Below are 23,556 nucleotides of genomic sequence, written 5' to 3' on the forward strand. Positions count from 1 at the left end.
GCCTCAACCCACCGCCTGCTGCTGCAGCAGGCCAAGCGAGTCATCGCACGCAGCATTGGCTTCGGCCATCGCACCACCTACCAGCAATAGGGTGGGCAGGTCCGGCGGCAGCGTGGCAGCAGTGCGGCCCAGCTCGCCCAGCGTGGTGAGCCGGCGCTGCTGCTCGGCGCGCGTGGCCGCCTGCACGATGGCCGCCGGTGTACTGGCCGGCAGATGCGCCAGCAAGGCACTGGCCACTGCGTCGGCCCGGCGCAACCCCATGTAGATGCCCAGCGTGGTGCCGCTGGCCGCCAGCGCGCCCCAGTTCGGCCCGCCGTGGTCGTGCGTATGCGCGGTGATGAAGGTGATGCCGTGGCAATGCGCGCGATGGGTCAGCGAGACCTCCAGCGCCGCCGCCGCCGCGAACGCCGCGCTGACCCCGTTGATCACCTGCACGCCCACCCCGGCGGCGCGCAGAAAGGCGATCTCTTCGCCGGCACGCCCGAACAACAAGGCATCGCCACCCTTGACGCGCACCACCTGCACGCCTTGCAGTGCGTAACGGCGCATCAGCCGGCAGATGAAGTCCTGCGGCGTGGAGCGGCAGCCACCGCGCTTGCCCACCCGGATCACGCGCGCCTGCGGTGCCAGCTCCACGATCTGCGGGTTGGCCAGATCGTCGAGCAGCAATACCTGCGCAGTGGCCAATGCCTTCACCGCCTTGATGGTGAGCAGTTCCAGGTCGCCGGGGCCAGCGGAGAGCAACACCACATCACGACAGCGGGAGGACGAGTTGATCATGGCAGCGGTCTCGCAAGGCAGGAGGGGAACGCGCGCTCAGGCACGCTGGGACGGCCGGCACAGCCGGGTGAGTTGTGGAACGCAGGAGCCACACACCGTGCCGCAGCCCAGCCGTTGCTTGAGCTGCGCCAGGTCGGCGCCGTCGTCGATGACGGCATGAATCGCGGCGCTGGAGACGTGCATGCAGGTACACACAATCGGGTCGGCCGGCGCACCCTGGGTCTGCGCAAACACGGCCAGGCGCGCGCCGCACCACGGCTGCCCGCGCAAGGCGGTATCCAGCAGCGACTGATTGGCCGCGCTGGATTGCGCCGCAGTGAGCAGCACGCCATCGATATGGCTGTGCCCGTCCTGCAGCCGCCAGCCCACACGGCGCATCAGCCCGCGGCGCAGGTCGCGGTATTCGAGCACGTCGGCACCGGCCGGTAACTGCAACGCGGCCACCAAACGATCGATCCACTCCGCTGACGGAGCACGCTCGCAGGCCGCATGCAACACTGCCCACTGCCCGCCGGCATCGCCGCCCGGCTCGGCATGCAGGCGCAGGCCGGCATAGCCGCAATCGCGCAGCAACGGCTGCAAGGCTTGCTGCAGGGCCAGCGCATCGCCGCGACGTGCCGCCAGCAGATGCCAACCGAACGCGGCCTTTTCCACGCGCACTGCAGCGTGCTTGAGCTCGGGCTGCTGCGAGCGTGTGTCCACGACCGGCGTGCTGACTTCGTTGATGCCGCCGCTGGCCAGCGTCTGCGCGCTCCAGTGCATGGCTGCAAACACCGTGCCCGAACGCAGCTCGTCGGACAGTTCCAACGGCAGCACCAGCGCGCCGCGCTTGCTGGCCACACGCACCAGTTCGCCCGCTTGCAGGCCACGGCGCACGGCATCGTCCGGATGCATGCGCAATGCCGGTTCGGGGCTATGCGCAAACGCACCGGGCACGCGACCACTGCGTGACATGCCATGCCACTGATCGCGCAAGCGGCCGGTCAGCAAGCGCATCGGAAAGCGTGCCGAGGTGGGCTCGGCAACCTTGCGGTACGGCGTGGCATGGAAGCGTGCACGTCCGTTGGGGGTTGCAAACACGCCATCGGTGTAGCGTCGCGCTTGGCCTTGCGTGGCACCCGCCGGGAATGGCCACTGCTGCGGCCCGCGTGCATCCAGCACGGCATGATCCAGGCCGCCGATATCCAGGTCGCGCCCTACCGTCAACGCGCGGTGCTCATCGAAGATCTGCGCCGGCGTGTCGAACGCGAACAGGCCGGCGCCCTTCTGCGGGGCCAGGCGCGCTTCCAGCCGGCGTGCCACTTCGCGCGCGATCCACCAGTCCGCGCGCGCCTGGCCGGGCGGTTCCACTGCCTTGCGCACGCGGGTGATGCAGCGCTCGGAGTTGGTCACGGTGCCGTCCTTCTCGCCCCAGCTGGCGGCCGGCAGCAGCACGTCGGCGTAAGGCACGGTGTCGGTGCCGGAGAACGCGTCCTGCACGATCACCAGGTCGGCCTGCTCCAGCGCCGCGCGCACGCCATCGATGTCAGGCATCGAATGCACGGGGTTGGTGCACACGATCCACACCGCCTTGAGCGTGCCTGCGCGCAGGCGCTCGAACAATTGCACCGCCGGTGCGCCCGGCGTGGCGCTGATGCGCCCGGCCGGCACGCCCCACGCGCGCTCCACTTCCGCGCGCTCCTGCGCATTGCCGATCTCGCGGTGCGCGGCCAGCATCGTTGCCATGCCGCCCACTTCGCGCCCGCCCATCGCATTGGGCTGACCGGTCAACGAAAACGGCCCCGCGCCCGGCTTGCCGATCTGGCCGGTGGCCAGGTGCAGGTTGATCAGCGCCAGGTTCTTGTCGGTGCCATGCGCCGACTGGTTCAAGCCCATGCAATACAGCGACAACGCGGCCGGGCTGCGCCCGAACCACTCGGCCGCCTGCACCAGGTCCTCGTGCGAGATTCCGCAGATCTCGGCGCTCATGCGCGGTGTGTATTCGCGCAGCATGTGCTTGAGGGCATCGAAGTCTTCGGTCTGCGCCGCAACGAAACGCGCATCTACCAGACCCTCCCAGATCAGGTGATGCAGCATGCCGTTGAACAATGCGACGTCAGTGCCGGGTTCGATGGCCAGGTGGAGGTCGGCCATGGCCGCGGTGTCGGTACGACGGGGATCGATCACAATCCAGCGAATCTCGGGGTTGCGCGCGCGCGCGTCTTCCAGCCTGCGGAACAGCACCGGATGCGCGTAGGCCATGTTGCTGCCGGCAAACAGCACCGTCTGCGCCAGCTCCAGATCCTCATAGCAGGTGGGCGGGCCATCGGCACCGAGGGCGAGCTTGTAGCCGGTGACCGCGCTGGACATGCACAGCCGCGAGTTGGTGTCGATGTTGTTGGTGCCCAACAGCCCCTTGGCGAGCTTGTTGAAGACGTAATAGTCCTCGGTGAGCAACTGCCCGGAGACATAGAACGCCACTGCATCCGGGCCGTGCTGGTCGATGATTGCAGCCAGTTTACCGGTGACGTGACTCAAGGCCTGGTCCCAGCTCACCGCCGTGCGCGGTGCGTCGCGGTGGCGTCGCAACTCCGGCGCCAGCAGGCGGCCCTGCTGGCTGGCCGCGGTCTGCGGCAATGCCAGGCCCTTGCTGCACAGGCGCCCGTGATTGGCCGGATGCAGCGGGTCACCTTCGATGCCGACGATGCGCTCGCCGGCGTCATCGTGCGTGCTGTGGATCAACACGCCGCAGCCAACCCCGCAGTAGCAGCAGGTGGAGCGCGTGGTGCGATGCATCGGCGAGGACGCGAGCGGCTGCGCCTCACCACCGAGCGCCGTCAGCAGGCCATCGCTCATGCGGCCGGCTCGGCAACGGCGTCGGCCTGCAGTACCGGCTGCAGCACGATCCACACCGCACCGGCCTCCACCTTCACCGGATAGCGCGGTGCGCAACCCACATCCGGTGCGCAGGCCTGGCCGCTCTGCAAGGCAATCGCCCAACCATGCAGCGGGCACGTCACCGTCTCTCCGGCAACGATGCCTTGCGACAACGGCCCGCCCTTGTGCGGGCAGCGGTCGCGCAAGGCAAATACCTGATCGCTGGCGGTGCGGAAGATCGCAATCGGCGGCAGGCCCTCCACGTCGAGCACGCGCGCACCCAGTTCGGGCAGGTCCTGCAGCGCACATACACGCACCCAGGCGTTCTCGGCCATGCTCATTCCTCCACCGTGGCGGCTGGCGCGGCAATGCGCAGCGGTTGGTATTCCTGGCGGCGTTCGCCGGCGATGCGGGCCTTCCACGGGTCGACCAGGCCTTCGAGCGAATACAGCAGGCGCTCGTAGAGCGCGCGCCGGTTGGCGGCGTCGTCCACCACCTGCGCGCGGATGTAGTCCAGCCCCACGCGCGCGATGTAGTGCACGGTGCGATCCAGGTAATAGGCCTGTTCGCGGTAGAGCTGCAGGAACGCGCCGGTGTATTCGCGCACTTCTTCGGCGGTAGTCACCTTGACCAGAAAACGCGCCACCTCGGTCTTGATGCCGCCGTTACCGCCAACATGCAGTTCCCAGCCCGAATCCACCGCGATGATGCCCACGTCCTTGATGCCGGATTCGGCGCAATTGCGCGGGCAACCAGACACCGCCAGCTTCACCTTGTGCGGGCTCCACATGTTGGCGAGCATGGTTTCCAGATCGATGCCCATCTGCGTGCTGTTCTGCGTGCCGAAGCGGCAGAACTCGCTGCCCACGCAGGTCTTCACGGTGCGGATCGACTTGCCGTACGCATGCCCGGACTGCATGCCAAGGTCGCGCCATACATCCACCAGGTCTTCCTTCTTGACTCCGAGCAGATCGATGCGCTGGCCGCCGGTCACCTTGACCATCGGCACCGCGTATTTGTCGGCGACATCGGCGATCCTGCGCAGTTCGCTGGCATTGGTCACCCCGCCCTTCATCTGCGGAATCACCGAGAACGTGCCGTCTTTCTGGATGTTGGCGTGCGCACGTTCGTTGATGAAACGCGACTGCGGGTCGTCGATGGCTTCATGCGGCCAGGTCGACAACATGTAGTAGTTGAACGCCGGCCGGCAGGTGGCACAGCCGTTGGGCGTGCGCCATTCCATGAAGGCATAGGCCTGCGCGTGGGTCAGCAATTTGTGTTCGCGAATGGCGCGCCGCACCTCGCCATGGCTCAGGTCGGTGCAGGCGCAAACGGCCTTGGTTTTCGGGGTTTCCTGAAAGTTGGAGCCCAGGCAGTTCATCAGGATCTGCTCCACCAGCCCGGTGCACGAGCCACACGAACTCGCCGCCTTGGTGTGCTTCTTCACCTCGTCCACGGTGAACAGGCCCTGCTCGCTGATCGCCTTGACGATGGTGCCCTTGCACACGCCATTGCAACCGCAGACTTCGTCGCTGTCGGACATGGCGCTGGCGCGGTCCTGGCCGCCGGTGCCCGAATCGCCCAGTGCGCTTTCACCGAAGATCAACTGGTCGCGCTGCGCCTGGATCGGCGTGCCGTCCTTGAGCAACTTGAAGTACCAGCCACCATCGCTGGTGTCGCCATACAGGCATGCCCCCACCAGCACGTCGTCGCGGATCACCAGTTTCTTGTAGACGCCGCCGGCCGGATCCGACAGCACGATCTCCTCGCAGCCATCGCCGCCCATGAAATCGCCCGCAGAAAACAGGTCGATGCCGGTGACCTTGAGCTTGGTCGACGCCACCGAGCCGCGATAGATGCCGATGCCGAACTGCGCCAGATGGTTCGCGCACACCTTGGCCTGCTCGAACAACGGCGCCACCAGTCCGTACGCAATGCCGCGATGGTTGGCGCACTCGCCCACCGCATACACGCGCGGGTCGAAGCTTTGCAGGCTGTCGTTGACCACGATGCCACGCGAACAATGGATGCCGGCTTCTTCGGCCAGCCGCGTGTTCGGGCGGATGCCGGCGGCCATCACCACCAGGTCGGCCGGGATCTCGCTGCCATCGGCAAACCGCACCCCGATCACCTCGCCCTGCGCGTTGCCGAGCAGCGCGCTGGTGGCGGTGTTCAAGCGGAACTCCAGACCGCGCGCGCGCAAGGCCTGTTGCAGCAGGTTGCCGGCCACCGGGTCGAGCTGGCGTTCCAGCAACCAACCGGCCAGATGCACCACGGTGACCTCCATGCCGCGCACTTTCAGCCCATTGGCCGCTTCCAGGCCCAGCAGGCCGCCACCGATCACCACCGCGTGTTGGCGGGTGCGCGCGGTGTCGATCATGGTGCGCGTGTCCTGGATATCGCGGTAGCCGATGACCCCTTTCAGGTCGTTGCCGGGAATCGGCAGCACGAACGGCACCGAGCCGGTGGCGATCAGCAGGCGGTCGTATTCCGCCTCGGTGCCATCGGCGGCGATCACGCGGCGACGCACGCGGTCGATGCGGGTGACTTCCTTGTTCAAGTGCAAATGGATGCCGTTGTCGCGGTACCACTGCAGCGGGTTGAGCACGATGTCGTCGAACTCCTGTTCGCCGGCCAGCACCGGCGAGAGCAGGATGCGGTTGTAGTTGGGATGCGGCTCGGCCCCGAACACGGTGATGTGGTACATGCCCGGCATCAGCTTGAGCAGTTCCTCCACGGTGCGGATGCCGGCCATGCCGTTGCCGATGACGACGAGTCTGGGTTGCTTCATTGCCTGGATTCCTGTCGACATGTCAGACGCGCGCCGCGCCGGCGGTGGACCATTCGCTGCGCCATTGGGTCTTGACGCCGGCCAGCAGCGCCCAGCCACCCAGGGCGAACGCCGCGAACAACCACATGCCGATGGCATAGCTGCCGGTGTGCTGCTTGAGCACGCCCAGCCCCGCGGCCAATGCAAAACCGCCGATGCCGCCAGCCATGCCGATCAGGCCGGTCATCACCCCGATGTCCTGGCCGAAGCGCTGCGGCACCAGCTGGAACACCGCTCCATTGCCAGCGCCCAGACACAGCAGCGTGAGCACGAACAGCCCCAAGGTGATCGTGGCCCCACCTGCGCCGAAGCCGGCGATGCCCACCAATGTGGCGACCAGCAAGTACACCGCCAGCAAGGCGCGCGTGCCGCCAACGCGGTCGGCGATGACACCGCCGAGCGGGCGCATCACCGAGCCGGCCAGCACGCAGGCGGCCGTGGCCCAGCCCGCGGTGCGCGCATCGAAACCGAACTGGTCGTGGAAGTAACCCGGCAACGCGCTAGCAAATCCGGAGAAGCCGCCAAAGGTCACTGAGTAAAAAAACATGAAGCGCCATGCGTCGCGATTGCCAACCAGCACGCGGCCGTAATCGGCCCAGCGCTTGCGCGCAACCGGTATGGGCGCTTCGCGGGCAATCAACACAAACACGAGCAGCGTCAGCACCAGTGGAATGCACGCCAGCCCGAACACGTTCTGGTAGCCGAATGCCAGCGCCAGCATCGGCGCGAACAAGGCCGCCAGCACCGTGCCGGAGTTGCCGGCACCGGCAATGCCCATCGCCGTGCCCTGGTGTTCCGGCGGGTACCAGCGCGATGCCAGCGGCAGCGCCACTGCAAACGAGGCGCCGGCAATGCCGAGCAGCACGCCCAGCAGCAGCACCTGGCCCATGCTGTGCACGCCGAGTTGCCAGGCACCAAACAACGAGGCGATCACCGCCAACTGCGCCACCACGCCGGCGCGCTTGGCGCCGATACGGTCGGCCAGCATGCCCAACACCAGGCGCAACACCGCGCCGCACAGGATGGGCACCGCCACCATCAAGGCGCGCTGCTGCGTGTCCAATCCCAGCGCTTGCGCGATCGGCACCTGCAGCGGACCGAGCAGATACCACACCATGAAACTCAGGTCGAAATACAGGAAGGATGCGAACAAGGTGGGCGTGTGCCCAGATCGCCAGAACGAACGCTGCATAGAGGCATCTCCGAATGCGATGGCCAAAAAAAAACGGCGCCCCTCCGGTAAACCGGAAGGACGCCGTTGTCCTGGATGCGCGCGGATCGCCGTTGACCCGCTGCATCGTGTTCGTGTTGTGGCGAGTGCGCCGTTGCACCCACACGTGGTGCTACGCAATCACCGTGCCAACTTTTTCACTTCGCAATCACCGCGTGCAAGTACTTGAAAAGTAGGTATTTCAGCGGCCTCGCAGTACACGCCATGCCAGCGGGACCACGAGCCACTGCGGAGCCAATGCCCGGCTTTCGTGCGGCGATGCACCAACTGTGTGCGTCGCGGCCCCGCTGCGCGCTCAGGCGGCCGGCGTATCGAACAGGCGGTTGATGCGCCTGTCCGCGTCGGGCGCGGTGACGCCGGCACGCTGTGCCGCGCGGCGGTAGTTGTCCAAACGATGGATGTCGTGCAGGCGCGCGAGGTCGGCCGCTTGCAGCGTGTGCCAGCCCCAACGCTGGAATTGTTCCAGGAACCACTCGCCATCCGACAGCCACGGCATGTTCACCGCGCCACCGCGATGGAAGGCCAGCGCACTGGGGTCCACCGACACCGTGGCCGCGTCGGCATCCAGGCATGCGGCCAGATGTGCGGCCGGCACGCCGATGTAGTCAGGATCGGCCAGCCACTGTGCGCACTGCGCACGATTGGCGGGCGCCGCATCCAGCCAGCGGCACGCTTCCAGCACGCAGGCGGTCAGGCGTTCGCTCAGTTCCGGCTGCAGCGCGGCGAACTCGCGCCGGCACGCCAGCACTTTTTCTGGATGCTCGGGCCAGAGCTCGCCGCTGCGGATCACCCGCTGCCCGCTGCCCTGCGCTTCGGCCACGGCGGCCCACGGCTCGCCGGAGCAGTAGCCGTCCACCAACCCGCTGGCCAGCGCCTCGGGCATCTGCGGTGGCGGGATGCTCACTATATCCACATCGCGCATCGGGTCCACGCCGCAGGCAGCCAACCAGTAGTACAGCCACAGCGCGTGCGTGCCGGTGGGAAAGGTCTGCGCGAACACCACCCGGCGGCCCGCTTCAGCCAACACCTGCGGCAACGGTTGCCCCGCCGCCACGCCCTGTGCCAGCGCCGGCGCCAGGGTGATCGCCTGGCCGTTGTGGTTGAGCGTCATCAACAATGCCATCGGGCATTGCGGGCCACCAACGCCCAGGTCGATCGCATACACCAGGCTGGCCAGCGTGTGGGCAGCGTCCACTTCGCCGGCCAGCAGGCGGTCGCGCACGCCGGCCCACGACGCCTGCCGGTGCAACTGCAGCTGCAGGCCGTACGCGTGGTCCAACCCCAGCCGGCTGGCCGCCACCAGCGGCGCGCAGTCGATCAGCGGCATATAGGCCACGCGCAGCACGGGAAGTTCGGCTTGGCTCATGTAGTCATCCCAACAGATCGGCCATGGCGACGATGCGGCGCGCCACCTCCGCCAGCTTGACGCCCTGCTTCATCGCCTGCTGGCGCAGCGCGGCGTACGCATCGGCTTCGCTCAGTCCGCGTTTTTCCATCAGCAAGCCCTTGGCGCGGTCGATCTGCTTGCGGTCCTGCAAGGCCTGCTGCACTTCGTCCAGACGTTTGCGCATGCTGTTTTCGTGCGCGAACCGGGCCAGCGCCACCTGCACGATCGGCGCCAGCCGCGCCGGCGCCAGCCCATCCACCACGTAGGCGGTAACACCCGCGCCGACGGCGGCATGGATCAACGCATCGTCACCATCGCCGGAAAACATCACCACCGGCCGCGGTGCATGCGCATGCAGCATCGACAACTGTTCCAGCGTGTCGCGCGAGGGCGAATCCACATCGATCACCACCACATCCGGCTGCTGGCTCTGCACTGCGTGCAGCAAGGCGCTGACCGATGCCACATCGTCGAGCACCGTATACCCGGCGCGCGACAAGGCCTGGCGCAGTTCGCCAATGGGCTTTTCGGTATCGTTGACCAGCAAAACACGCATTGGCGGCGGCGAGGCGTGGACGTGGCCCGATGGTGCCATGCAACATGCTGCCGGTGCGAGCCATCTTTTCCCGGAGCCAGCCTGATGCCGTTGTTCCCGTTGTTCGCAAACCTGCAGGCACGCGCAGTGCTGGTGATCGGCGGTGGCGAGGTCGCCACCCGCAAGGTACTGGCCCTGCTCAAGGCCGGCGCCCATATCCGGCTGTACGCGCACGCGCTGTCGCCGGAACTGGAGGTGTTGATGCAGGCCGGGCGTTTTGAACAGCTGCGCGGCAGTTTCGACGCCGCGTGGATCGATGACGTGTGGCTGGTGGTGGCCGCCACCGACGACACTGCGTTGAACCAGCAAGTGGCCGCCGCCGCGGGTGCACGCCAGCGGCTGGTCAACGTGGTCGACGATGCGGAGCTGTCCACGTATCAAGTGCCGGCCATCGTCGACCGCGACCCGTTGGTGATTGCGATCTCCTCCGCAGGCGCTGCACCGATGCTGGCACGACGGCTGCGTGAGCGGCTGGAACGTGAGCTCGATGCCTCCGTCGGCACCTTCGCCGGCTTGTTCGCGCACTACCGCGAGCGCATTCGCAGCCAGTTCCCTGACATGAATCGCCGCCGCCGCTGGTTCGATCGCGTGATCGACGGGCCGGTGCCGCTGCTCCTGCAAGGCGGCGACACCGCCGCCGCCGATGCGGCCTTTCGCCAGGCGCTGGAGGATGCCGACGCGGTTCCCGCGCGTGGCAGCGTGCAATTGGTCGGCACCGGCCCGGGCGATCCCGGCCTGCTCACGCTCAAGGCACTGCGCGCGATGAACCTGGCCGATGTATTGCTGGTGGCGCACGACGTGCCGGAGGCGGTGGTGGAACTGGCACGGCGCGATGCATCACGCCGCGTATTGCCAGCCGACGTAGCCGAGCAGCAAGCCCTGTTGCTCCAGCTGGCCGGCGACGGCCTGCATGTGGTCGCGCTGCGCGGCGGTGCGGGGTTCGAGGCGGCACACGCGCAGCGCATCGCCGATGCGCTGCGCGTGCAGGGGCTGGCCTGCGATCAGGTGCCGGGCGTGGCTGCGGAGCCGCCAAGCGGCGACTGAGTCCGCGGCAGCGGTGTTACCGCGTCAGCTCTTGGGCAAGCGCTTGCGCGCACTGTCGCGCACGTCCACATCGAAGGTCACCTGCAAGGTCATGTGTTCGGCATGCCCGGCGCCCGCATCGAAGGTGAAGGTCAGCCCATCGCGGCTGGGCAAGCGCCGCGCATGCTCTTCCAGCGCATCGCGCGGGAGCGACAGCTGCCAGTGGTCGGTGGCGCAATTGCAGCTGGCGTGCCCGCCGGTGAGGCTGACGCTATGGCGCACCAATCGCGCGCCCTGCCCGCTTGGCAGCCGGCTCAGGTTGTCGATGCTGCGCCCATCCAGCAACGCGGCCAGTTCGGCCTCGTCGATACGGAACCGCAGGTGCTGACCTTCAATCTGGATTTTCATGGATGAGCTGAGTCCACTGCGCGGGCGTATTGCAATTGACGAACGCGGCACGTTCTGTGGCGGTGACGGCCACGCGATGGCACTGCAGTGATTGCTGCAAGGCGCGCAGCGAACGTGACGCTGCCGGCGCCTCCAGCAACTGCGCCAGGACAGCGCGGAGCTGTGCGTCCACCTGCACGCGCATCGGCAGCATCTCGTCTTCGAAGGTGGCGCAGCGTGCATCCGGCGGTGCCAACAGGCGTGCCAGCAGTGCACTAGACAGCAACGGCATGTCGACCGGCACCACCAGCAAGGTGGTGCCATCGGCAACGCGGTCGATCACGCTGGCCAGGCCGCCCAGCGGCCCGAGGTCGGCCCGGGCATCGGCAATGCCGGCAAACTGCGGGTAGTTGCCGCTGACCAGCACCTGCTGCCCGCCGGCTTGCAGCAGCAACGCCTGCATCTGCGCAAGCAAGGGGCGGCCATGCCACGGCAACAGCGCCTTGTCCTGGCCCATGCGCGAGGAACGCCCGCCCGCCAGCACCACACCGGTCCATGCGAGGACTGCGGGTGTCGTTGTCATGCAGGCGTGCCTGTTGCAGGCCATTGCGCAGATTGCTCAAAGACCTTCATGGCACGAATACCGGCGCAGCCGGTTGCAGATGGCCCAGGCCGTACACCTGCGCCACCGTGCTGGGTGCAGCACCGTCCGGCTGCGGCTCCACCACTGCCCAGACATTGGCCTGCAGCAACGGCGCCACGCGAAAGGATTCCTGCTGCGGCAACACGTGCACGCTGAGCACGCCCGCGGTCGAGCAAGTCAGCTGCGCACGCAGATGCTGGCGCCATACCGGCCGCGCCGGCAGCGGTGCGTGCAAGGCAACTGGCAGGCCGTGTTCGTGCGGCATGCCAAGCAAGCCTCGCAACGCAGGCTCGACAAAAAAGCGTAGCCCTGCCGCGCTCGCCATTGGGTTACCCGGCAAGCCCACATACAGCACCCCATCCGGCAGGCGTGCCAGCAGCACCGGCTTGCCCGGCCGCACCGCGACCTTGTGGAACAGACATTGTGCGTTGTGGCGGGCCAGCGCATCGGGAACAAAGTCGTAGCGCCCACGCGACACCGCGCCGGTGCTCAGGATCACATCCGCGCCCGCCTGGCGCGCCTGTGCCAGCGCCGCATCGAAGGCCACTGCGTCGTCGCCCACCTGGGCCTGCCACACCACCCGCGCACCGGCCGCACGCAACTGGCTGAGCAGATAGTGGCTGGTGCCATCGCGAATCTGCCCGGGCAACAAGCGCTGCTCCGGGTCGGCCACCAGCTCGCGTCCGGTGGCGATCAGCGCCACGCACGGCTGGCGCATCACTGGCACGCGCGCGCAGCCCAGCGCGGCCAGCACCATCGCATGCGCGCCACGCAACAGCGTGCCGGCTTCGATCACGCGGTCGTGGACCGCCACGTCCTCGCCGCGGCGCCGGATGTGCTGCCCCGCACGCACGTCGGCACGCAGGCGGATCAGGCTGGGGCGATCGGCATGTTGTGCCAGGATCTCGAGTTGCTCGATCGGCACCACGGCATCGGCGCCCGCCGGCAACGCGGCACCGGTCATGATTTCCCACGCAGCACCGTCAGCGGTCGCAGGCACTTCGCCGGCAGCGACTGTCCCGGCAATCACATAGTCGCTGCCGGCGCGCGCACCGTTGCCGGCAGTGGCCAGCGCCACGCCGTCCATCGCGCTGTTGTCGAATGGCGGCAACGCATCCGGGCTCGACACGTGCTGCGCCAGGATGCGGCCTTCGGCCTCTGTACTGCTCACCCATTCGCCCGCAAGCGGTGCCACCTGCTGCTGCACAATCGCAAGGGCCTCGGCGTAGCTGATCATGAGCAGGAAAGGCCGATCGATGGATGACCTGGCTAGGATACCCGGCCGCTCGCATGCCGGGTACCGCGTGGCCATGGGGCGCCGCGCAACGCCACGTGTGCTTGACCCTGCTCGAACGCCCCGCCCACATCCACGCCGGCACAGTTGCCGCGTCCCCTCACTCGCTTCGCGCATGCAATTTGTCGATCTCGTCGGCTGGCTCGCCAGCGCTGTCCTCATTGCCACCCTCATCCGCCAGATCTACAAACAATGGCGATCGGACCAGAACCAGGGCGTATCGCGCTGGCTCTTCATCGGGCAGATCACCGCCTCGCTGCTGTTTATTCTCTACAGCGCGCTGGTGGGCAATGCGGTGTTCATCGTGAGCAATGCACTGATCCTGGCGACCGGCATCACCGGCTATGTGTTGCAGCGGATCAAGTTGAAGCGACTAGGTGATCGCGCTTAAGCCTTGGGACGTTTGCTAGCCTTGCGTGTCGTGGCGGGCGTTGCCTTCTTGGCTGCAGCTGCGGCTGATGCGGTGTTTGCCGATGCCTTTTTGGCTACTGGTTTCTTGGTGGCAGACTTCCTTGCAGCTGTCTTGGCGACCGCAGTGGTCTTCGCTGCGTTCTTTACGGCCTTCTTCGTCGCAGACGGCTTCTTCTCGCCCGCATTTGCCGCAGCCTCCTTCACCTTGGTGCGCTTGCGTGCAGGCCCGGCCGCAGCTGCTGGCACTGCATCGGTATCTGGCACATCCACCGTGATCCAGGTCGGCGCATGATCGCTGGCCTTCTCCAGCGCACGCACCCACTTGTCCACCCCCGCATCGCGTAGCCCCGCCGCCAACGTGCGGTTGAGCAAGAGATGATCGATGCGCAGCCCGCGGTCACGCGCGAAGTGCTGACGAAAGTAATCCCAGAACGTGTAGACCGGTGCATCGCCGTGGATGGCCTGCAGGCTGTCGGTCCAGCCCTGCGCCAGCAACTGCGCGTACGCGGCGCGGCTCTCCGGCTGCAGCAATGCGTCCTTGCGCCAGCCCTTGGGGTCATAGATGTGCGCATCGGTGGGCACCACATTGAAGTCGCCGATCAACGCAACCGGATGTGGCAGCGCCACCAGCGTGGCCGCATGCCGGAGCAGGCGCTGGAACCACTTCAATTTGTAGTCGAACTTCGGCCCGGGTTGCGGGTTGCCATTCGGTAGGTACAGGCAACCCACGATCACCCCGTGGATGGCGGCCTCCAGATAGCGGCTCTGCGTGTCCGCCGGATCCCACGGCAGGCCGCGCCGGATCTCTACCGGCTCCGCGCCACGTGCCAGCAGTGCCACGCCGTTCCAGGACCGCTGGCCCTGCCAGATCACCCCGTAGCCCGCATCGCGGATCGCCTGTTCCGGAAATGCCTCCTGCGTGGATTTCAATTCCTGCAGCCCCACGATATCCGGCTGCTCGCGTTGCAGCCATTGCAGCAGGTGCGGCAGGCGGCTGGCGATGCCATTGACGTTGTAGGTCGCAATCGTACGTTGAGTGGTGGGCATGGGCGAGCGGCCGCTGGCGTGGATCAAGAGCATCGCGTCTAACGCATTAACTCGATGCTCAAGCGAGGTGAAGCTGCGCGTGTGCACCGGTGCGCACTCACGCGCAGCGAACCCCTCGCATCCTTAGCCTTGGCAACCCCTGTATCGAAGGAGACCGCATGCGACCGTCCCTCTTGTTGCTGCCGCTGGCGTTTTGCGCCGCGTGCTCGCGCATTCCACCACCGGTTACACCGCCGGGCGCGGAAGAAACCACCAAGACCAATGTCCTCGAAGCCGGCGCCAAGGTCCTGCAATCCAATGGACCGGTGGGCAAACTCGATATCTACCTGGTTGGCTTTCATCCAATGAAGGATGCGCCGGAGCAACAGATGGAAGCGCATCACTACTGCCAGCAGGTCAACCAGGATCTGGCGCAGTGCGCGCTCTACGATGGCAATACGGCCGAGGCCAATCTCACCGGCATCGAGTACATCATCTCCGAAAGCCTGTTTGCGCAACTGCCCGCGCAGGAACGCGCGTTCTGGCATCCGCACAACGGCGAGATCCTGTCCGGCCAGCTCTCCGCACCCAATCTGCCGCTGGTTGCCGAAAAGGAACTGATGCGCAGCAAGATGAACAGCTACGGCAAGACCTGGCACACCTGGCATTCGCGCAAGGGCACCGCGCCAGGCGACACGCTGCCGCTGGGCGAACCGATGCTGGCGTGGTCATTCAGTCGCGATGGCGAGATCCAGCAGCCCTTGATCGAGCAGCGCGACAAGGCGGTGACCATTTCCACAGCCGAGCGCCGCGCCGATCGCAAGGACCTCACCGAGCTGGCGAAACCGCAGCATGGCGTGGATGCCCTGCACCGCCACTTCCCGGAAGCGACGCCGATCCCGGGCGTGGTGGATGCCGAGGCAACTGCGCAGTAAACACGAGTGCCCCGCCTGCAGTTGCAGCGGGGCAACGGAATGCCATCAATCACTGACCAACTTACGGAACAAACGCCGCGCGCACGCAGCCTTCGTGCTTGTGCTTGAACATCTCATAGCCGCGTGCGGCCTCTTCCAGCGGCATCTTGTGGGTCATCAGGAAGCTCGATTTGAGCCGGCCTGCGCGGGCCAGGTCCAGCAATCTGGGCACATACAACTGCCCATGCTGTTGCGCGGTGCGCATGGTCAGCCCCTTGTTCATGACCGCGCCGAGCGGGAATTTATCCATCAGCCCATACACGCCCAGCACGGACAGGATGCCGCCCTTGCGGCAGGCCAGGATCGCCTCGCGCAACGCCTGGCCGCGGTCGGTATGCAGATGCAGCGCCTGCTTCACGCGGTCATAGGCATGCCCCATGCCGGTGCCATGGGCCTCCATGCCCACTGCATCGATGCAGGCGTCTGGCCCGCGCCCGCCGGTCATTTCGCGCAGCACATCCACCACGCTGTCGACAGTCGAATAGTCGATGACCTCCACACCCAGCACATCGCGCGCCATGGCCAGGCGCTCGGGCAGGCGATCGATCGCAATCACCCGCTCTGCCCCGAGAATGCGTGCACTCTGCTGCGCCATCAGGCCGACGCCGCCACAGCCCCAGACCGCCACCGTATCGCCCGGCTGGATGTTGCAGAAGTCCGCACCCATGAAGCCGGTCGGCCCGGCATCGGACAAAAATAAGGCGTCCTCATCGGACACCTCGTCCGGCACTTCGAAGCAGCCAACGTCGGCATGCGGCACCCGGATATAGGTGGCATGCGAACCGGCGTAGCCGCCGAAGGCGTGCGTATAGCCGTAAATACCGGCGGTGGGGTGACCCAGCAGCGACTCCTGCATTTCCCAGTGCGGGTTGGTGTTGTCGCACAGGGAATATTCCTTGCGCTCGCAATGCCAGCAGCCGCCGCACGAAATAAACGAGGGCACTACCACGCGTTGCCCCACCCGCACGTTCTTCACTGCCGGCCCCACTTCCACCACCGTGCCCATGAACTCATGGCCGATGACATCGCCCTCGCGCATGGTGGGCAGATAGCCGTCGATGAAATGCAGATCCGAACCGCAGGTGGTGCTCAAGCCCACTTTCAGGATGACATCGCGTGGATTGACCAGCACCGGGTCGGGCACCGTTTCCACACGCAGGTCGTTGACGCCGTTCCAGCACAGTGCTCTCACAGCTGTTCTCCTGTTGGCTGGGAATGTTTGTCGCCACGTGCCGCGGGCGTGTGCGCCAGGGTCGGAATCTCCCCTGCCTCCAGCCATGCGCGCAGCCGCCGCAATGTCTTGCCCAGCAGCACGTAGGGCGCTGGGTTCACCAGCTTGGTAAACAGCTGCGCGATCACGCCCTCCACCGCGTAATGCAGCGTGGCGGTGACCTCGCTGGCATCACGCCCACGTGCGGGCCGCACCTGCAGCAGGACGTCGACTTGCAGGCCATGCTCGCCCTCGGCGATGTAGCGCACCGATTCCCCCAACCGCGCCTCGGCGCGACGTAGCTGCACGCGTAGTTGCTGCTGCAGCGGCGCGCGCAATTCCCATTCGGACGCGTGGCCGTCCCCATCGACCAACACGGCGGCGCCCTCGAGCAAGCGCTGCTGCACCGTGGCATCGCACCACGCGTCCAGGATCTGATGCGGCTCGGCGCGGATGGTCATGCTCCGCACGATGTGTGTGCCCTGCGCATCGGCGGCCACCGGGTTGGTCGGGGTCAGGCTCATGGCTTACTGCACCCCGGCATTCTTGGTGGTGGTTTGCAGGGCCTTGGCGGCGGCGAGATGGTCGGCCACGTGATGGCGCGTGGTCTTCAGGTGCTCGGCCACCTGCGGGTTTTGCGCTGCCGGGATCAGTTTCTTATCCAGTGCTTCCAGTGCGTCGGTGTGGTCCTTGACCATCGCCTTGATGTAGGCGACCTGGAATTGGTCGCCCTCGAGCTTTTGCAGTTTGCTCAGCTCTGCCTTGCCCTTGGTCATCTGCAGCTTGGCACCCATCGCAGAGGTATCCGGCGACCACTTGGCGATCTTCTGATTGTTCTCGGTGTGCTCCTTGATCATGCGCGTGGCGTAATCACGCACCCCGCCGGTGGCCTGCTTCTGCAGCGCCAGATTGGCCGCGTTGATCTCACTGGTATTGATCGCGCTGAGCATCCCTAGTGCTTCCTGCTCGTCTTCGCTGGGCGCGGCGGTGGCTGCACTTTTAGGTGCCGTGTTACTGCCGGGCTGGGTAGCGGTCTGTGCCTGCGCGCTCATCGCAAGTCCAAGCGACAATGCCAGGCCGGCCAGGAGTGGGGATGCAGTTTTCATGGGCAGTTCTCCAAAGGGATGTGGTGCAAGGATGCTGGCCCGCGCGGCGTGACTCGCTCGTCGAGCGCATGTCGAGACATGGCGAAGAAAGGCTGTTGCGGCGCAACACCCCCTCACGCACTCTGGACAACGCCGCCTACCGACACCGGCGGAATAAAATCGCGTAGCACCACGCCGCTGCGCGGCAGCGTTGGAAAACGATTCAATGGGTAGCGCAGATCCTGCGGCGGTAACGTGTAATCGCTGGATGCCAGCAGGCTGAGCGCAGACATCAGCAGTGCGATGCTCGGGTTTTCCCCGGGGCAGCGATGGTCGCGTTCGACACTGCCGCCGCCCTGCGCCACGAAGTCGTAGCGGCTGCCTTTCCAGTGCTCGAAGCGCGAGGGATCGAAACGCTCGGGATCGCGCCAGACCGCAGGATGATGATTGGTGCCATACAGATCCACCATCATCCAGTCCCCCTGCTTGAAATGCCGGTCTCGCCAGACAAACGGCATGCGCACCCGCCCTCCAATCAGCGGGAAAAAAGGATAGAAGCGGCGCACTTCCTGCACAGTGTTCTGCAACAGACCGGGCTCACCGGCGCGCAGGCGCGAGCGCAGCGGCGGATGCTCATGCAGGGCAAGCGCGCAGAAGCTGATCCAGCGCGCCACGGCCACGATCGGGCGCAACAGGTTGATCAGCTCGGTTACCGCAGTGTGCACGCTCAACAGCACGCCGTCCGCATCGCGGTGCCAGGCGACTGTGGCTGCGATGCTGGCCTCGGGCGCTGTCCCGGCACGCCGCACATTGCGAACCGCACGTGCCACCCAACGCTCCACACGGCGACGGCCGCGCCATCCGCGCACCCAACGTGGCCCGAACGCCCCCGCGCCATCGATCATCGCACCCAGGTCGCGTGCAAGTGGCCTGCTCTGTTGCGCGCGCAGAGGCAGCCCCGCCCATCGGCACGCGGCGCGGCAGAGCACGTGTTCGGCTTCCTGCTGCAGGATGATGTGTGCGCTACGCGCCCAGGTGTCTGCCTGCCGGCTCCACTCCTCCTCGAAGCACGCCACCAGCCGCGAGGTTTCGGCAGGTGTCAGCACCGACAGGAACAGGCGCTTACGCTGCAGGTGCGCATCGCCATCGAGCTGCTGCACGCTGCCGCGTCCCTGCAACAAGCGCAGCGTGGTCGGCGGCATCGCGCCAACGCGGGTGAAGCGGCCTGGGTGATAGAAGGTGGCGAGCGCATCCGGCCCGCGCGCGAACACCACTTGTTGCAGCGCCAGACGTGCCTGAAACGCATCGCTGCCCAGCGCGTCGCAGTGTCTGGACACAAAGGCATAGCCGTCTCGCAGCAAGGCCGGGAGCACATCGCGCTGCGGTGCCTGTGCAATCCGTCCTTGGGTCTCCGCTGTCGCGTCCGCAGCGTCATCGCGCAGACGCTGCGCTGCGTGCCCAACATGGTCGGTGGTAGACGCGTGCATCGTCATTGCCTGTCTGCTCTTGTTGCGGTGATGCCTGGCACGCTGAGCTCGGTGCACGCAGCAGCACGTGAATCGCACTCCACATGCGCCCCCGGCGCATGCGCAGACTTCACACCTGCCGCTGCGCGCGACGCACGTGAAGATGCTCGAGACTGGCTTCACTGCGTAATGAGCAACGCGTGCCTAGCGTCTAGGACTTTCCACGGAGCTACGCCATGGCCAAGCATCGCCCTCTCCACCAGCAGGTCATTGTCATCACCGGTGCCTCCAGCGGCATCGGCCTGTGCACCGCGCTGGCCGCCGCCGAAGCAGGCGCCAGTGTCGTCCTGGTCGCGCGCAGTGCCGGTGTGCTGCAGGAAGTGGCCGACCTGCTCACCACACAGGGCCACCAGGCCATCGCCGTGGTCGCCGACGTCACCGAACCGGCGCAGCTGCAACACGCCGCAGACACGGCAATCGCACGCTTCGGCCGCATCGACACCTGGGTCAACAATGCCGGCGTGGCGATCTTCGGCCTGTTACAGGACGTAGACGATCACGACAGCCGGCGCATGTTCGATATCAATTTCTGGGGCGTGGTCTATGGCTCGCGCATCGCGCTCCCGCACCTGGCCGCAAGCGGCGGCGCATTGATCAACATCGGCAGCGAAGCCTCGGAGGCCGTGGTCCCCTGGCAAGGCATGTATTCGGCATCCAAGCATGCGGTGAAAGGCTTCACCGACAGCCTGCGCATCGAGATCGAAGGCCTGGCCAAACAGCCGGTGTCGGTGGTGCTGATTCAACCCACCGCGGTGGACACGCCTTATCCGCAGCATGCGCGCAACTACATGCAAGCAGAACCGCAACTGCCGCCGCCGCTGATCGAACCGATGCGCGTTGCCAACGCCATCCTGCATGCGGCCGAACACGGCGGCCGCGACGTCAAGGTGGGCGCGATGGCCAATGCAAATATCACCGTGACCCGGCTGATGCCGCGCGTGGCGGATGCACTCTCCGCCATGCGGTCCAAGACCCAACAACAGGATCGCGCTGCCGTCGATCCCGCAGGCACGTTGTACCGCGCGGGCGAAAGTGGACGCATCAACGGCGAATAAGCCTGGCGCCGGTCATGCGAGCACCGTCGCTTGACCGATTTCTGCCACATCTCTCGCTGCAAATACAGATCGCCGCAAGAGCGGCGATCTGTATCCATCACGCATCTGCGTCAAGAATGCGCGTTACACCATCGGTGCTAAGCACCAGGATCCGCCGGCCCAAGTTGGTTGGCCGCAAGCATGTCGTCGATGCGCTTGGTCACCTGCGCGGCATCCTCCTTGCTCTGCACCGCAGCGGTAATGGCCTCTGCGCGTGCATGGAACACATCCCAGAAGTCATCGGGATGCTGCCGCCGCAGCTCGGGGAGTTCGTCGGCCAGTGTTTTCAGTTGTGCGTCGATATCAGGGGTCATGGGGTCTCCTTTACGCGTCCACGCTACCCAGCAGCGGGTGAGCTTGGCGCCAACGTACCGGCCACGCGGTCGAGCGCGCGTCACAGGCGGAAGCGCAGGCCTAGCGAATACGTGCGCTCGGGCGATGCGACTTCGCGCGGAAACGCACCACGTTGGCCAAAGTAATTGTCGGTGGTGGTACCCAGCAGGTTGGTCGCCTCGGCAAACACCGTCAGGCGCTCGCTGAGCTCATAGTTGAACGCTACATCCAGCCACTTTTCGCGCCCCTGGTTGATCTGCTCGGGTTGGTCACCGGAACTGTTGAAGCTCACCGCATAATCGCCACGCCAGTTGTAGGCCACGCGCGCGGAGAAGCGCGCATATTCGTACATCAGGATCGCGTTGTAGGCGTTCTTGGAGACATTGGTCAGCGGCTGGCTGATGCCCTCGGGTGAGTCGGCTTCGGCCGAAATATAGGTGTAATTGAGCTGGGTTCCGAAGCCCGACAACCAGCCCGGCAAGAAGTCATAGAACTGCGTATAGCCCACCTCCACGCCCTTCAAACTGCCCTGCCCGGTGTTACGCGGGCGGCTGATCGAATAGGTGATGCCGTCGATCACCTCATCGGCGGCGTAGTTCTGGATATAGCCCTCGATGTCCCGATGGAAGCCCGCCAACGACAGCAGCGATCCCGGGCGGAAGTACCATTCCAGCGACAGGTCGGCATTGCGCGACTCCACCGGGCGCAGCTGCGGGTTGCCGCCATTGCCACGCGCGGGCAGCGATTCGGTCGACTGATACAACGCCAGCTGCGGGTTGAGGTCGGCAAACTCCGGGCGCGTAATGGTGGTGCTGCCGGCAAGGCGCAAGATCAGGTTCTCGTGCAAGGTGAAATTGGCGCTGTAGTTGGGCAACACCTTGTCGATGCGGCGATCGATGCTCACCAGGCTCAGCACACCGTCCAACGACTGACTGCCCTCCAGGCTGGAATCCAGCCGCGTCGCGCGTGCACCGATCCGCCCATCCACCGGCACCGGCCCCAGCGAGAAACCATAGTTCAGCTGCGCGTAGACCGCGTAGTTGTCTTCGCGGTCATCAAAGAACAACGCCGGATTTTCCAGCGGCGCCTCCGGCGATTGCCCCATCAGTGTCCGCAGGCGTGCGCTTTGCTGCAGCAGCACGTCCTGGTTGGCCGAGGCCCAGCGGTCGCTGGTGAACGCGCGTGCGCCGTCGAGCATATTGCCCGGGGTCACCGATGCCAGCCCGGGCACGTCGCTCAGCAGGATCGGCGCGCCGGTGATGTTGTCGCGCGCACCGGTGTCGCCGGAATGATTGGTCGCGGTGCGCCGGCTGGCGCGCGCGCCCACCTCCAGCGAGGTCAACGGCCCGGCATCCAGCTCGAAGGTGGCATCACCGCGCCAGGCCCATTCTTCGCCGCGCTGCCGGTTCCAGCTGTCGTAGTACTGGCGCAAGACCCAGTTGCCCGGTGCAGTGATGTCATACGGGCTGCCATCGCGTTGGGTGATCCAGGTATCGGCCGCGCCACCGCCCGATCGCATGTGCAGCAGCGGCGCACGCGTGTCCATGTCCAGCGTGAATGCACGATTCTTCGCATTGCTATAGGTGTACGCAAGCTCGGTGCTCAGCTTCACGCGCTCCCCGCTCCAGCGCCCACCCAGCGCGGCCTGGTAGGTGTCCGACGCGTTCTTGTGTGCCTGCGTGCTGGACAGCGTCTGCAGATCGCGCGCCACCAGGCCATCGAGCACAGTGCTGCCGGGGCGCACGCTCACCGATTCGGTATTTTCCGCGTTCGCCAGCCCCGGGAATGGCAGCCAGTAATTTACCTGTGGCCGGTTGTCGTAACCGATGTACAAGGTGTCGACGTAGATTTCGCTGTTGTCGCTCGGCGCCCACTGAAACGAGAGATTGGCCGACTTGCGCTTGCGGTCGCCACGCGCCATCAACCCACCGGCGCTGTATGGCACGTAGAGCTGCTGCGCTGGCTCCAGCGGATTCGGCTTGAGGTCATAGGTACCGTAGAGCGTGTTGGACTCCTGATACGGGCGACGCTGGTAGGCCACACTGCCCATCACGCCCATGCGCCCCACCCCGGTCTCCCAGCGCTGGCTCATGGTGAGGCTGCCATTGGGCACGGTCTTTTCCGCCTGGTCGCCGCGCAATGCGCTGACGCTGCCGGCAATCGTGCTGTCGTCGTCGAAATCGAAAGGCCGCCGCAGATGTACATCCACCACACCGGCGATGCCGCCTTCCTGGAATTGCGCACCGGTGGTCTTGTACACATCCACGCTGCGCAACAACTCCGCCGGCACATCCGCCAACTCCATGTCGCGCCCCACCGTGGTGAAGACATTGCGCCCGTCCAGCGTGGTGATGACGTTCGGCAGGCCACGCACCAGCACCTGGCCCACTTCGCCGCCGGCACGCGCCACCTGCACACCGGTCACCCGCTGCAGAGCCGCCGCAACACTATTGTCGGGCAGCTTGCCGATGTCCTCGGCCACGATCGAATTGCTGATCTCCTTGTGCGCCTGCTTGGTGGAAATGGCGCTTTCCACGCTGCTGCGCACGCCGCGCACCTGCACCGCATCCAGCGTGGAGGTTGGCTGCGCGGTGGCTGGCTGCGCAGCGGCAGTGCCGGGAGGTGCGGCCTCCTGCGCGTGCACGCCTGCGCTGAGCAGCAGCGCGATCGACAACGCCAACGGGTGGCGTATTGCGCGTCTGCAATGCACAGGCAATCCGCAGATAAGTGGGGGCATGACATTCTACTGAAGCCGGCTGCAGGTATGGCGCACTGCACGTGCTGCGTTCGGCGATGGGTGGACGAACCAGGCGCGAGCGCGCAACTGGCGCCACACCGGTAAGCGCTGGATTACAGCCACGTACCGGCCTA

21 protein-coding genes are annotated in these 23,556 nt (G+C 66.0%); 4 read left to right on the forward strand and 17 right to left on the reverse strand.

All coding sequences use genetic code 11. The annotated features are described in order from the left end of the window. Window positions 1-3: 3 nt before the first annotated feature. From cobA to ACCQ09_RS11110, 7 genes are all read right to left on the reverse strand, one after another. Entirely contained in the window at window positions 4-750 is a 747-nt protein-coding gene (gene cobA, locus ACCQ09_RS11080) for a uroporphyrinogen-III C-methyltransferase (RefSeq protein WP_029217225.1), read from the reverse strand. A gap of 66 nt (window positions 751-816) precedes the next feature. Further along, window positions 817-3,555: a nitrate reductase gene (locus ACCQ09_RS11085; RefSeq protein ID WP_012438392.1), complete on the reverse strand. Its 2,739-nt coding sequence runs from the start codon at window positions 3,553-3,555 to the stop codon at window positions 817-819. Window positions 3,556-3,611: 56 nt separating this feature from the next. Next, the gene (gene nirD, locus ACCQ09_RS11090; RefSeq protein WP_014507752.1) at window positions 3,612-3,977 is read right to left on the reverse strand and encodes a nitrite reductase small subunit NirD; all 366 of its coding nucleotides are present in this window, start codon (window positions 3,975-3,977) and stop codon (window positions 3,612-3,614) included. Beyond that, window positions 3,974-6,391 (reverse strand): nitrite reductase large subunit NirB, encoded by a 2,418-nt coding sequence (gene nirB, locus ACCQ09_RS11095; protein ID WP_230433788.1) that lies wholly within the window; start codon window positions 6,389-6,391, stop codon window positions 3,974-3,976. Before nirB ends, nirD begins: the two co-directional genes overlap by 4 nt. 58 nt (window positions 6,392-6,449) lie before the next feature. Then, window positions 6,450-7,619 (reverse strand): nitrate/nitrite transporter, encoded by a 1,170-nt coding sequence (locus ACCQ09_RS11100; RefSeq protein WP_029217223.1) that lies wholly within the window; start codon window positions 7,617-7,619, stop codon window positions 6,450-6,452. A 373-nt stretch (window positions 7,620-7,992) separates the two neighbouring features. Beyond that, a complete protein-coding gene (locus tag ACCQ09_RS11105) occupies window positions 7,993-9,063 on the reverse strand; it encodes a CmpA/NrtA family ABC transporter substrate-binding protein (RefSeq protein WP_040941310.1) in 1,071 nt (356 codons plus the stop codon). Window positions 9,064-9,067: 4 nt separating this feature from the next. Then, window positions 9,068-9,640, reverse strand: a complete 573-nt coding sequence (locus ACCQ09_RS11110; RefSeq protein WP_011037167.1) for an ANTAR domain-containing response regulator — start codon at window positions 9,638-9,640, stop codon at window positions 9,068-9,070. A gap of 84 nt (window positions 9,641-9,724) precedes the next feature. On the opposite strand from ACCQ09_RS11110, the gene ACCQ09_RS11115 reads away from it, so the two are divergent. Continuing rightward, a complete protein-coding gene (locus ACCQ09_RS11115; protein WP_011037166.1) occupies window positions 9,725-10,723 on the forward strand; it encodes an NAD(P)-dependent oxidoreductase in 999 nt (332 codons plus the stop codon). 24 nt (window positions 10,724-10,747) lie between these two features. On the opposite strand, the gene ACCQ09_RS11120 is transcribed toward ACCQ09_RS11115, so the two are convergent. Genes ACCQ09_RS11120 through ACCQ09_RS11130 form a run of 3 tightly spaced genes read right to left on the reverse strand, consistent with a single transcriptional unit; the run spans window position 10,748 to window position 12,969 of the window. Further along, window positions 10,748-11,110, reverse strand: coding sequence for a hypothetical protein (locus ACCQ09_RS11120; RefSeq protein WP_011269778.1), 363 nt, complete (start codon window positions 11,108-11,110; stop codon window positions 10,748-10,750). Continuing rightward, window positions 11,094-11,672: a molybdenum cofactor guanylyltransferase gene (locus ACCQ09_RS11125; RefSeq protein WP_040941311.1), complete on the reverse strand. Its 579-nt coding sequence runs from the start codon at window positions 11,670-11,672 to the stop codon at window positions 11,094-11,096. Before ACCQ09_RS11125 ends, ACCQ09_RS11120 begins: the two co-directional genes overlap by 17 nt. A gap of 46 nt (window positions 11,673-11,718) precedes the next feature. After that, on the reverse strand, window positions 11,719-12,969 hold the full coding sequence (locus ACCQ09_RS11130) for a molybdopterin molybdotransferase MoeA (RefSeq protein ID WP_040941312.1): 1,251 nt from the start codon (window positions 12,967-12,969) through the stop codon (window positions 11,719-11,721). Between the two features lie 172 nt (window positions 12,970-13,141). On the opposite strand from ACCQ09_RS11130, the gene ACCQ09_RS11135 reads away from it, so the two are divergent. Next, window positions 13,142-13,417, forward strand: a complete 276-nt coding sequence (locus tag ACCQ09_RS11135; protein ID WP_011037162.1) for a hypothetical protein — start codon at window positions 13,142-13,144, stop codon at window positions 13,415-13,417. Here the strand turns inward: ACCQ09_RS11135 and xth are convergent. Beyond that, on the reverse strand, window positions 13,414-14,484 hold the full coding sequence (xth, locus tag ACCQ09_RS11140; protein WP_029217222.1) for an exodeoxyribonuclease III: 1,071 nt from the start codon (window positions 14,482-14,484) through the stop codon (window positions 13,414-13,416). The genes ACCQ09_RS11135 and xth overlap by 4 nt on opposite strands. A gap of 143 nt (window positions 14,485-14,627) precedes the next feature. Here xth and ACCQ09_RS11145 point away from each other — a divergent pair, with 143 nt between their 5' ends. Then, window positions 14,628-15,398 (forward strand): OBAP family protein, encoded by a 771-nt coding sequence (locus ACCQ09_RS11145; RefSeq protein ID WP_029628963.1) that lies wholly within the window; start codon window positions 14,628-14,630, stop codon window positions 15,396-15,398. A gap of 61 nt (window positions 15,399-15,459) precedes the next feature. On the opposite strand, the gene ACCQ09_RS11150 is transcribed toward ACCQ09_RS11145, so the two are convergent. The 4 genes from ACCQ09_RS11150 to ACCQ09_RS11165 form a co-directional block, all read right to left on the reverse strand. Beyond that, window positions 15,460-16,629 carry a zinc-dependent alcohol dehydrogenase gene (locus tag ACCQ09_RS11150; protein WP_011037159.1) on the reverse strand — a complete coding sequence of 390 codons (1,170 nt, stop codon included), beginning with the start codon at window positions 16,627-16,629 and terminating at the stop codon, window positions 15,460-15,462. Then, window positions 16,626-17,171, reverse strand: a complete 546-nt coding sequence (locus ACCQ09_RS11155) for an SRPBCC family protein (RefSeq protein WP_040941314.1) — start codon at window positions 17,169-17,171, stop codon at window positions 16,626-16,628. The genes ACCQ09_RS11150 and ACCQ09_RS11155 overlap by 4 nt, the downstream gene beginning before the upstream one ends. Before the next feature lie 3 nt (window positions 17,172-17,174). After that, window positions 17,175-17,753, reverse strand: a complete 579-nt coding sequence (locus ACCQ09_RS11160; protein WP_029628964.1) for a DUF4142 domain-containing protein — start codon at window positions 17,751-17,753, stop codon at window positions 17,175-17,177. 113 nt (window positions 17,754-17,866) lie between these two features. Beyond that, entirely contained in the window at window positions 17,867-19,225 is a 1,359-nt protein-coding gene (locus ACCQ09_RS11165; RefSeq protein ID WP_016945295.1) for a cytochrome P450, read from the reverse strand. 209 nt (window positions 19,226-19,434) lie between these two features. Here ACCQ09_RS11165 and ACCQ09_RS11170 point away from each other — a divergent pair, with 209 nt between their 5' ends. Then, a complete protein-coding gene (locus tag ACCQ09_RS11170) occupies window positions 19,435-20,313 on the forward strand; it encodes an SDR family oxidoreductase (protein WP_011037155.1) in 879 nt (292 codons plus the stop codon). Between the two features lie 137 nt (window positions 20,314-20,450). Here the strand turns inward: ACCQ09_RS11170 and ACCQ09_RS11175 are convergent, their stop codons facing one another. Together ACCQ09_RS11175 and ACCQ09_RS11180 are read right to left on the reverse strand one after the other, a co-directional pair. After that, on the reverse strand, window positions 20,451-20,666 hold the full coding sequence (locus ACCQ09_RS11175; RefSeq protein ID WP_076036925.1) for a hypothetical protein: 216 nt from the start codon (window positions 20,664-20,666) through the stop codon (window positions 20,451-20,453). A gap of 80 nt (window positions 20,667-20,746) precedes the next feature. Beyond that, complete coding sequence (locus tag ACCQ09_RS11180) at window positions 20,747-23,422, reverse strand: TonB-dependent receptor (protein ID WP_228427920.1); 2,676 nt, start codon at window positions 23,420-23,422, stop codon at window positions 20,747-20,749. Window positions 23,423-23,556 lie beyond the last annotated feature (134 nt).

The organism is Xanthomonas sp. NCPPB 2586, from assembly GCF_041475775.2.
GTDB classification, from domain to species: Bacteria; Pseudomonadota; Gammaproteobacteria; order Xanthomonadales; family Xanthomonadaceae; genus Xanthomonas; species Xanthomonas campestris.

Excerpts from the sequence above, each read along its gene's own strand:
- ACCQ09_RS11180 (WP_228427920.1), bottom strand. The coding sequence starts at position 23,422 with ATGCCCCCACTTATCTGCGGATTGCCTGTGCATTGCAGACGCGCAATA.
- ACCQ09_RS11130 (WP_040941312.1), bottom strand. The coding sequence starts at position 12,969 with ATGATCAGCTACGCCGAGGCCCTTGCGATTGTGCAGCAGCAGGTGGCA.
- ACCQ09_RS11155 (WP_040941314.1), bottom strand. The coding sequence starts at position 17,171 with ATGAGCCTGACCCCGACCAACCCGGTGGCCGCCGATGCGCAGGGCACA.
- ACCQ09_RS11110 (WP_011037167.1), bottom strand. The coding sequence starts at position 9,640 with ATGCGTGTTTTGCTGGTCAACGATACCGAAAAGCCCATTGGCGAACTG.
- ACCQ09_RS11085 (WP_012438392.1), bottom strand. The coding sequence starts at position 3,555 with ATGCATCGCACCACGCGCTCCACCTGCTGCTACTGCGGGGTTGGCTGC.
- ACCQ09_RS11120 (WP_011269778.1), bottom strand. The coding sequence starts at position 11,110 with ATGAAAATCCAGATTGAAGGTCAGCACCTGCGGTTCCGTATCGACGAG.
- ACCQ09_RS11170 (WP_011037155.1), top strand. The coding sequence starts at position 19,435 with ATGGCCAAGCATCGCCCTCTCCACCAGCAGGTCATTGTCATCACCGGT.
- nirB (WP_230433788.1), bottom strand. The coding sequence starts at position 6,391 with ATGGCCGGCATCCGCACCGTGGAGGAACTGCTCAAGCTGATGCCGGGC.
- ACCQ09_RS11165 (WP_016945295.1), bottom strand. The coding sequence starts at position 19,225 with ATGACGATGCACGCGTCTACCACCGACCATGTTGGGCACGCAGCGCAG.
- nirD (WP_014507752.1), bottom strand. The coding sequence starts at position 3,977 with ATGAGCATGGCCGAGAACGCCTGGGTGCGTGTATGTGCGCTGCAGGAC.
- ACCQ09_RS11125 (WP_040941311.1), bottom strand. The coding sequence starts at position 11,672 with ATGACAACGACACCCGCAGTCCTCGCATGGACCGGTGTGGTGCTGGCG.
- ACCQ09_RS11135 (WP_011037162.1), top strand. The coding sequence starts at position 13,142 with ATGCAATTTGTCGATCTCGTCGGCTGGCTCGCCAGCGCTGTCCTCATT.
- xth (WP_029217222.1), bottom strand. The coding sequence starts at position 14,484 with ATGCCCACCACTCAACGTACGATTGCGACCTACAACGTCAATGGCATC.
- ACCQ09_RS11105 (WP_040941310.1), bottom strand. The coding sequence starts at position 9,063 with ATGAGCCAAGCCGAACTTCCCGTGCTGCGCGTGGCCTATATGCCGCTG.
- ACCQ09_RS11175 (WP_076036925.1), bottom strand. The coding sequence starts at position 20,666 with ATGACCCCTGATATCGACGCACAACTGAAAACACTGGCCGACGAACTC.
- ACCQ09_RS11115 (WP_011037166.1), top strand. The coding sequence starts at position 9,725 with ATGCCGTTGTTCCCGTTGTTCGCAAACCTGCAGGCACGCGCAGTGCTG.
- ACCQ09_RS11160 (WP_029628964.1), bottom strand. The coding sequence starts at position 17,753 with ATGAAAACTGCATCCCCACTCCTGGCCGGCCTGGCATTGTCGCTTGGA.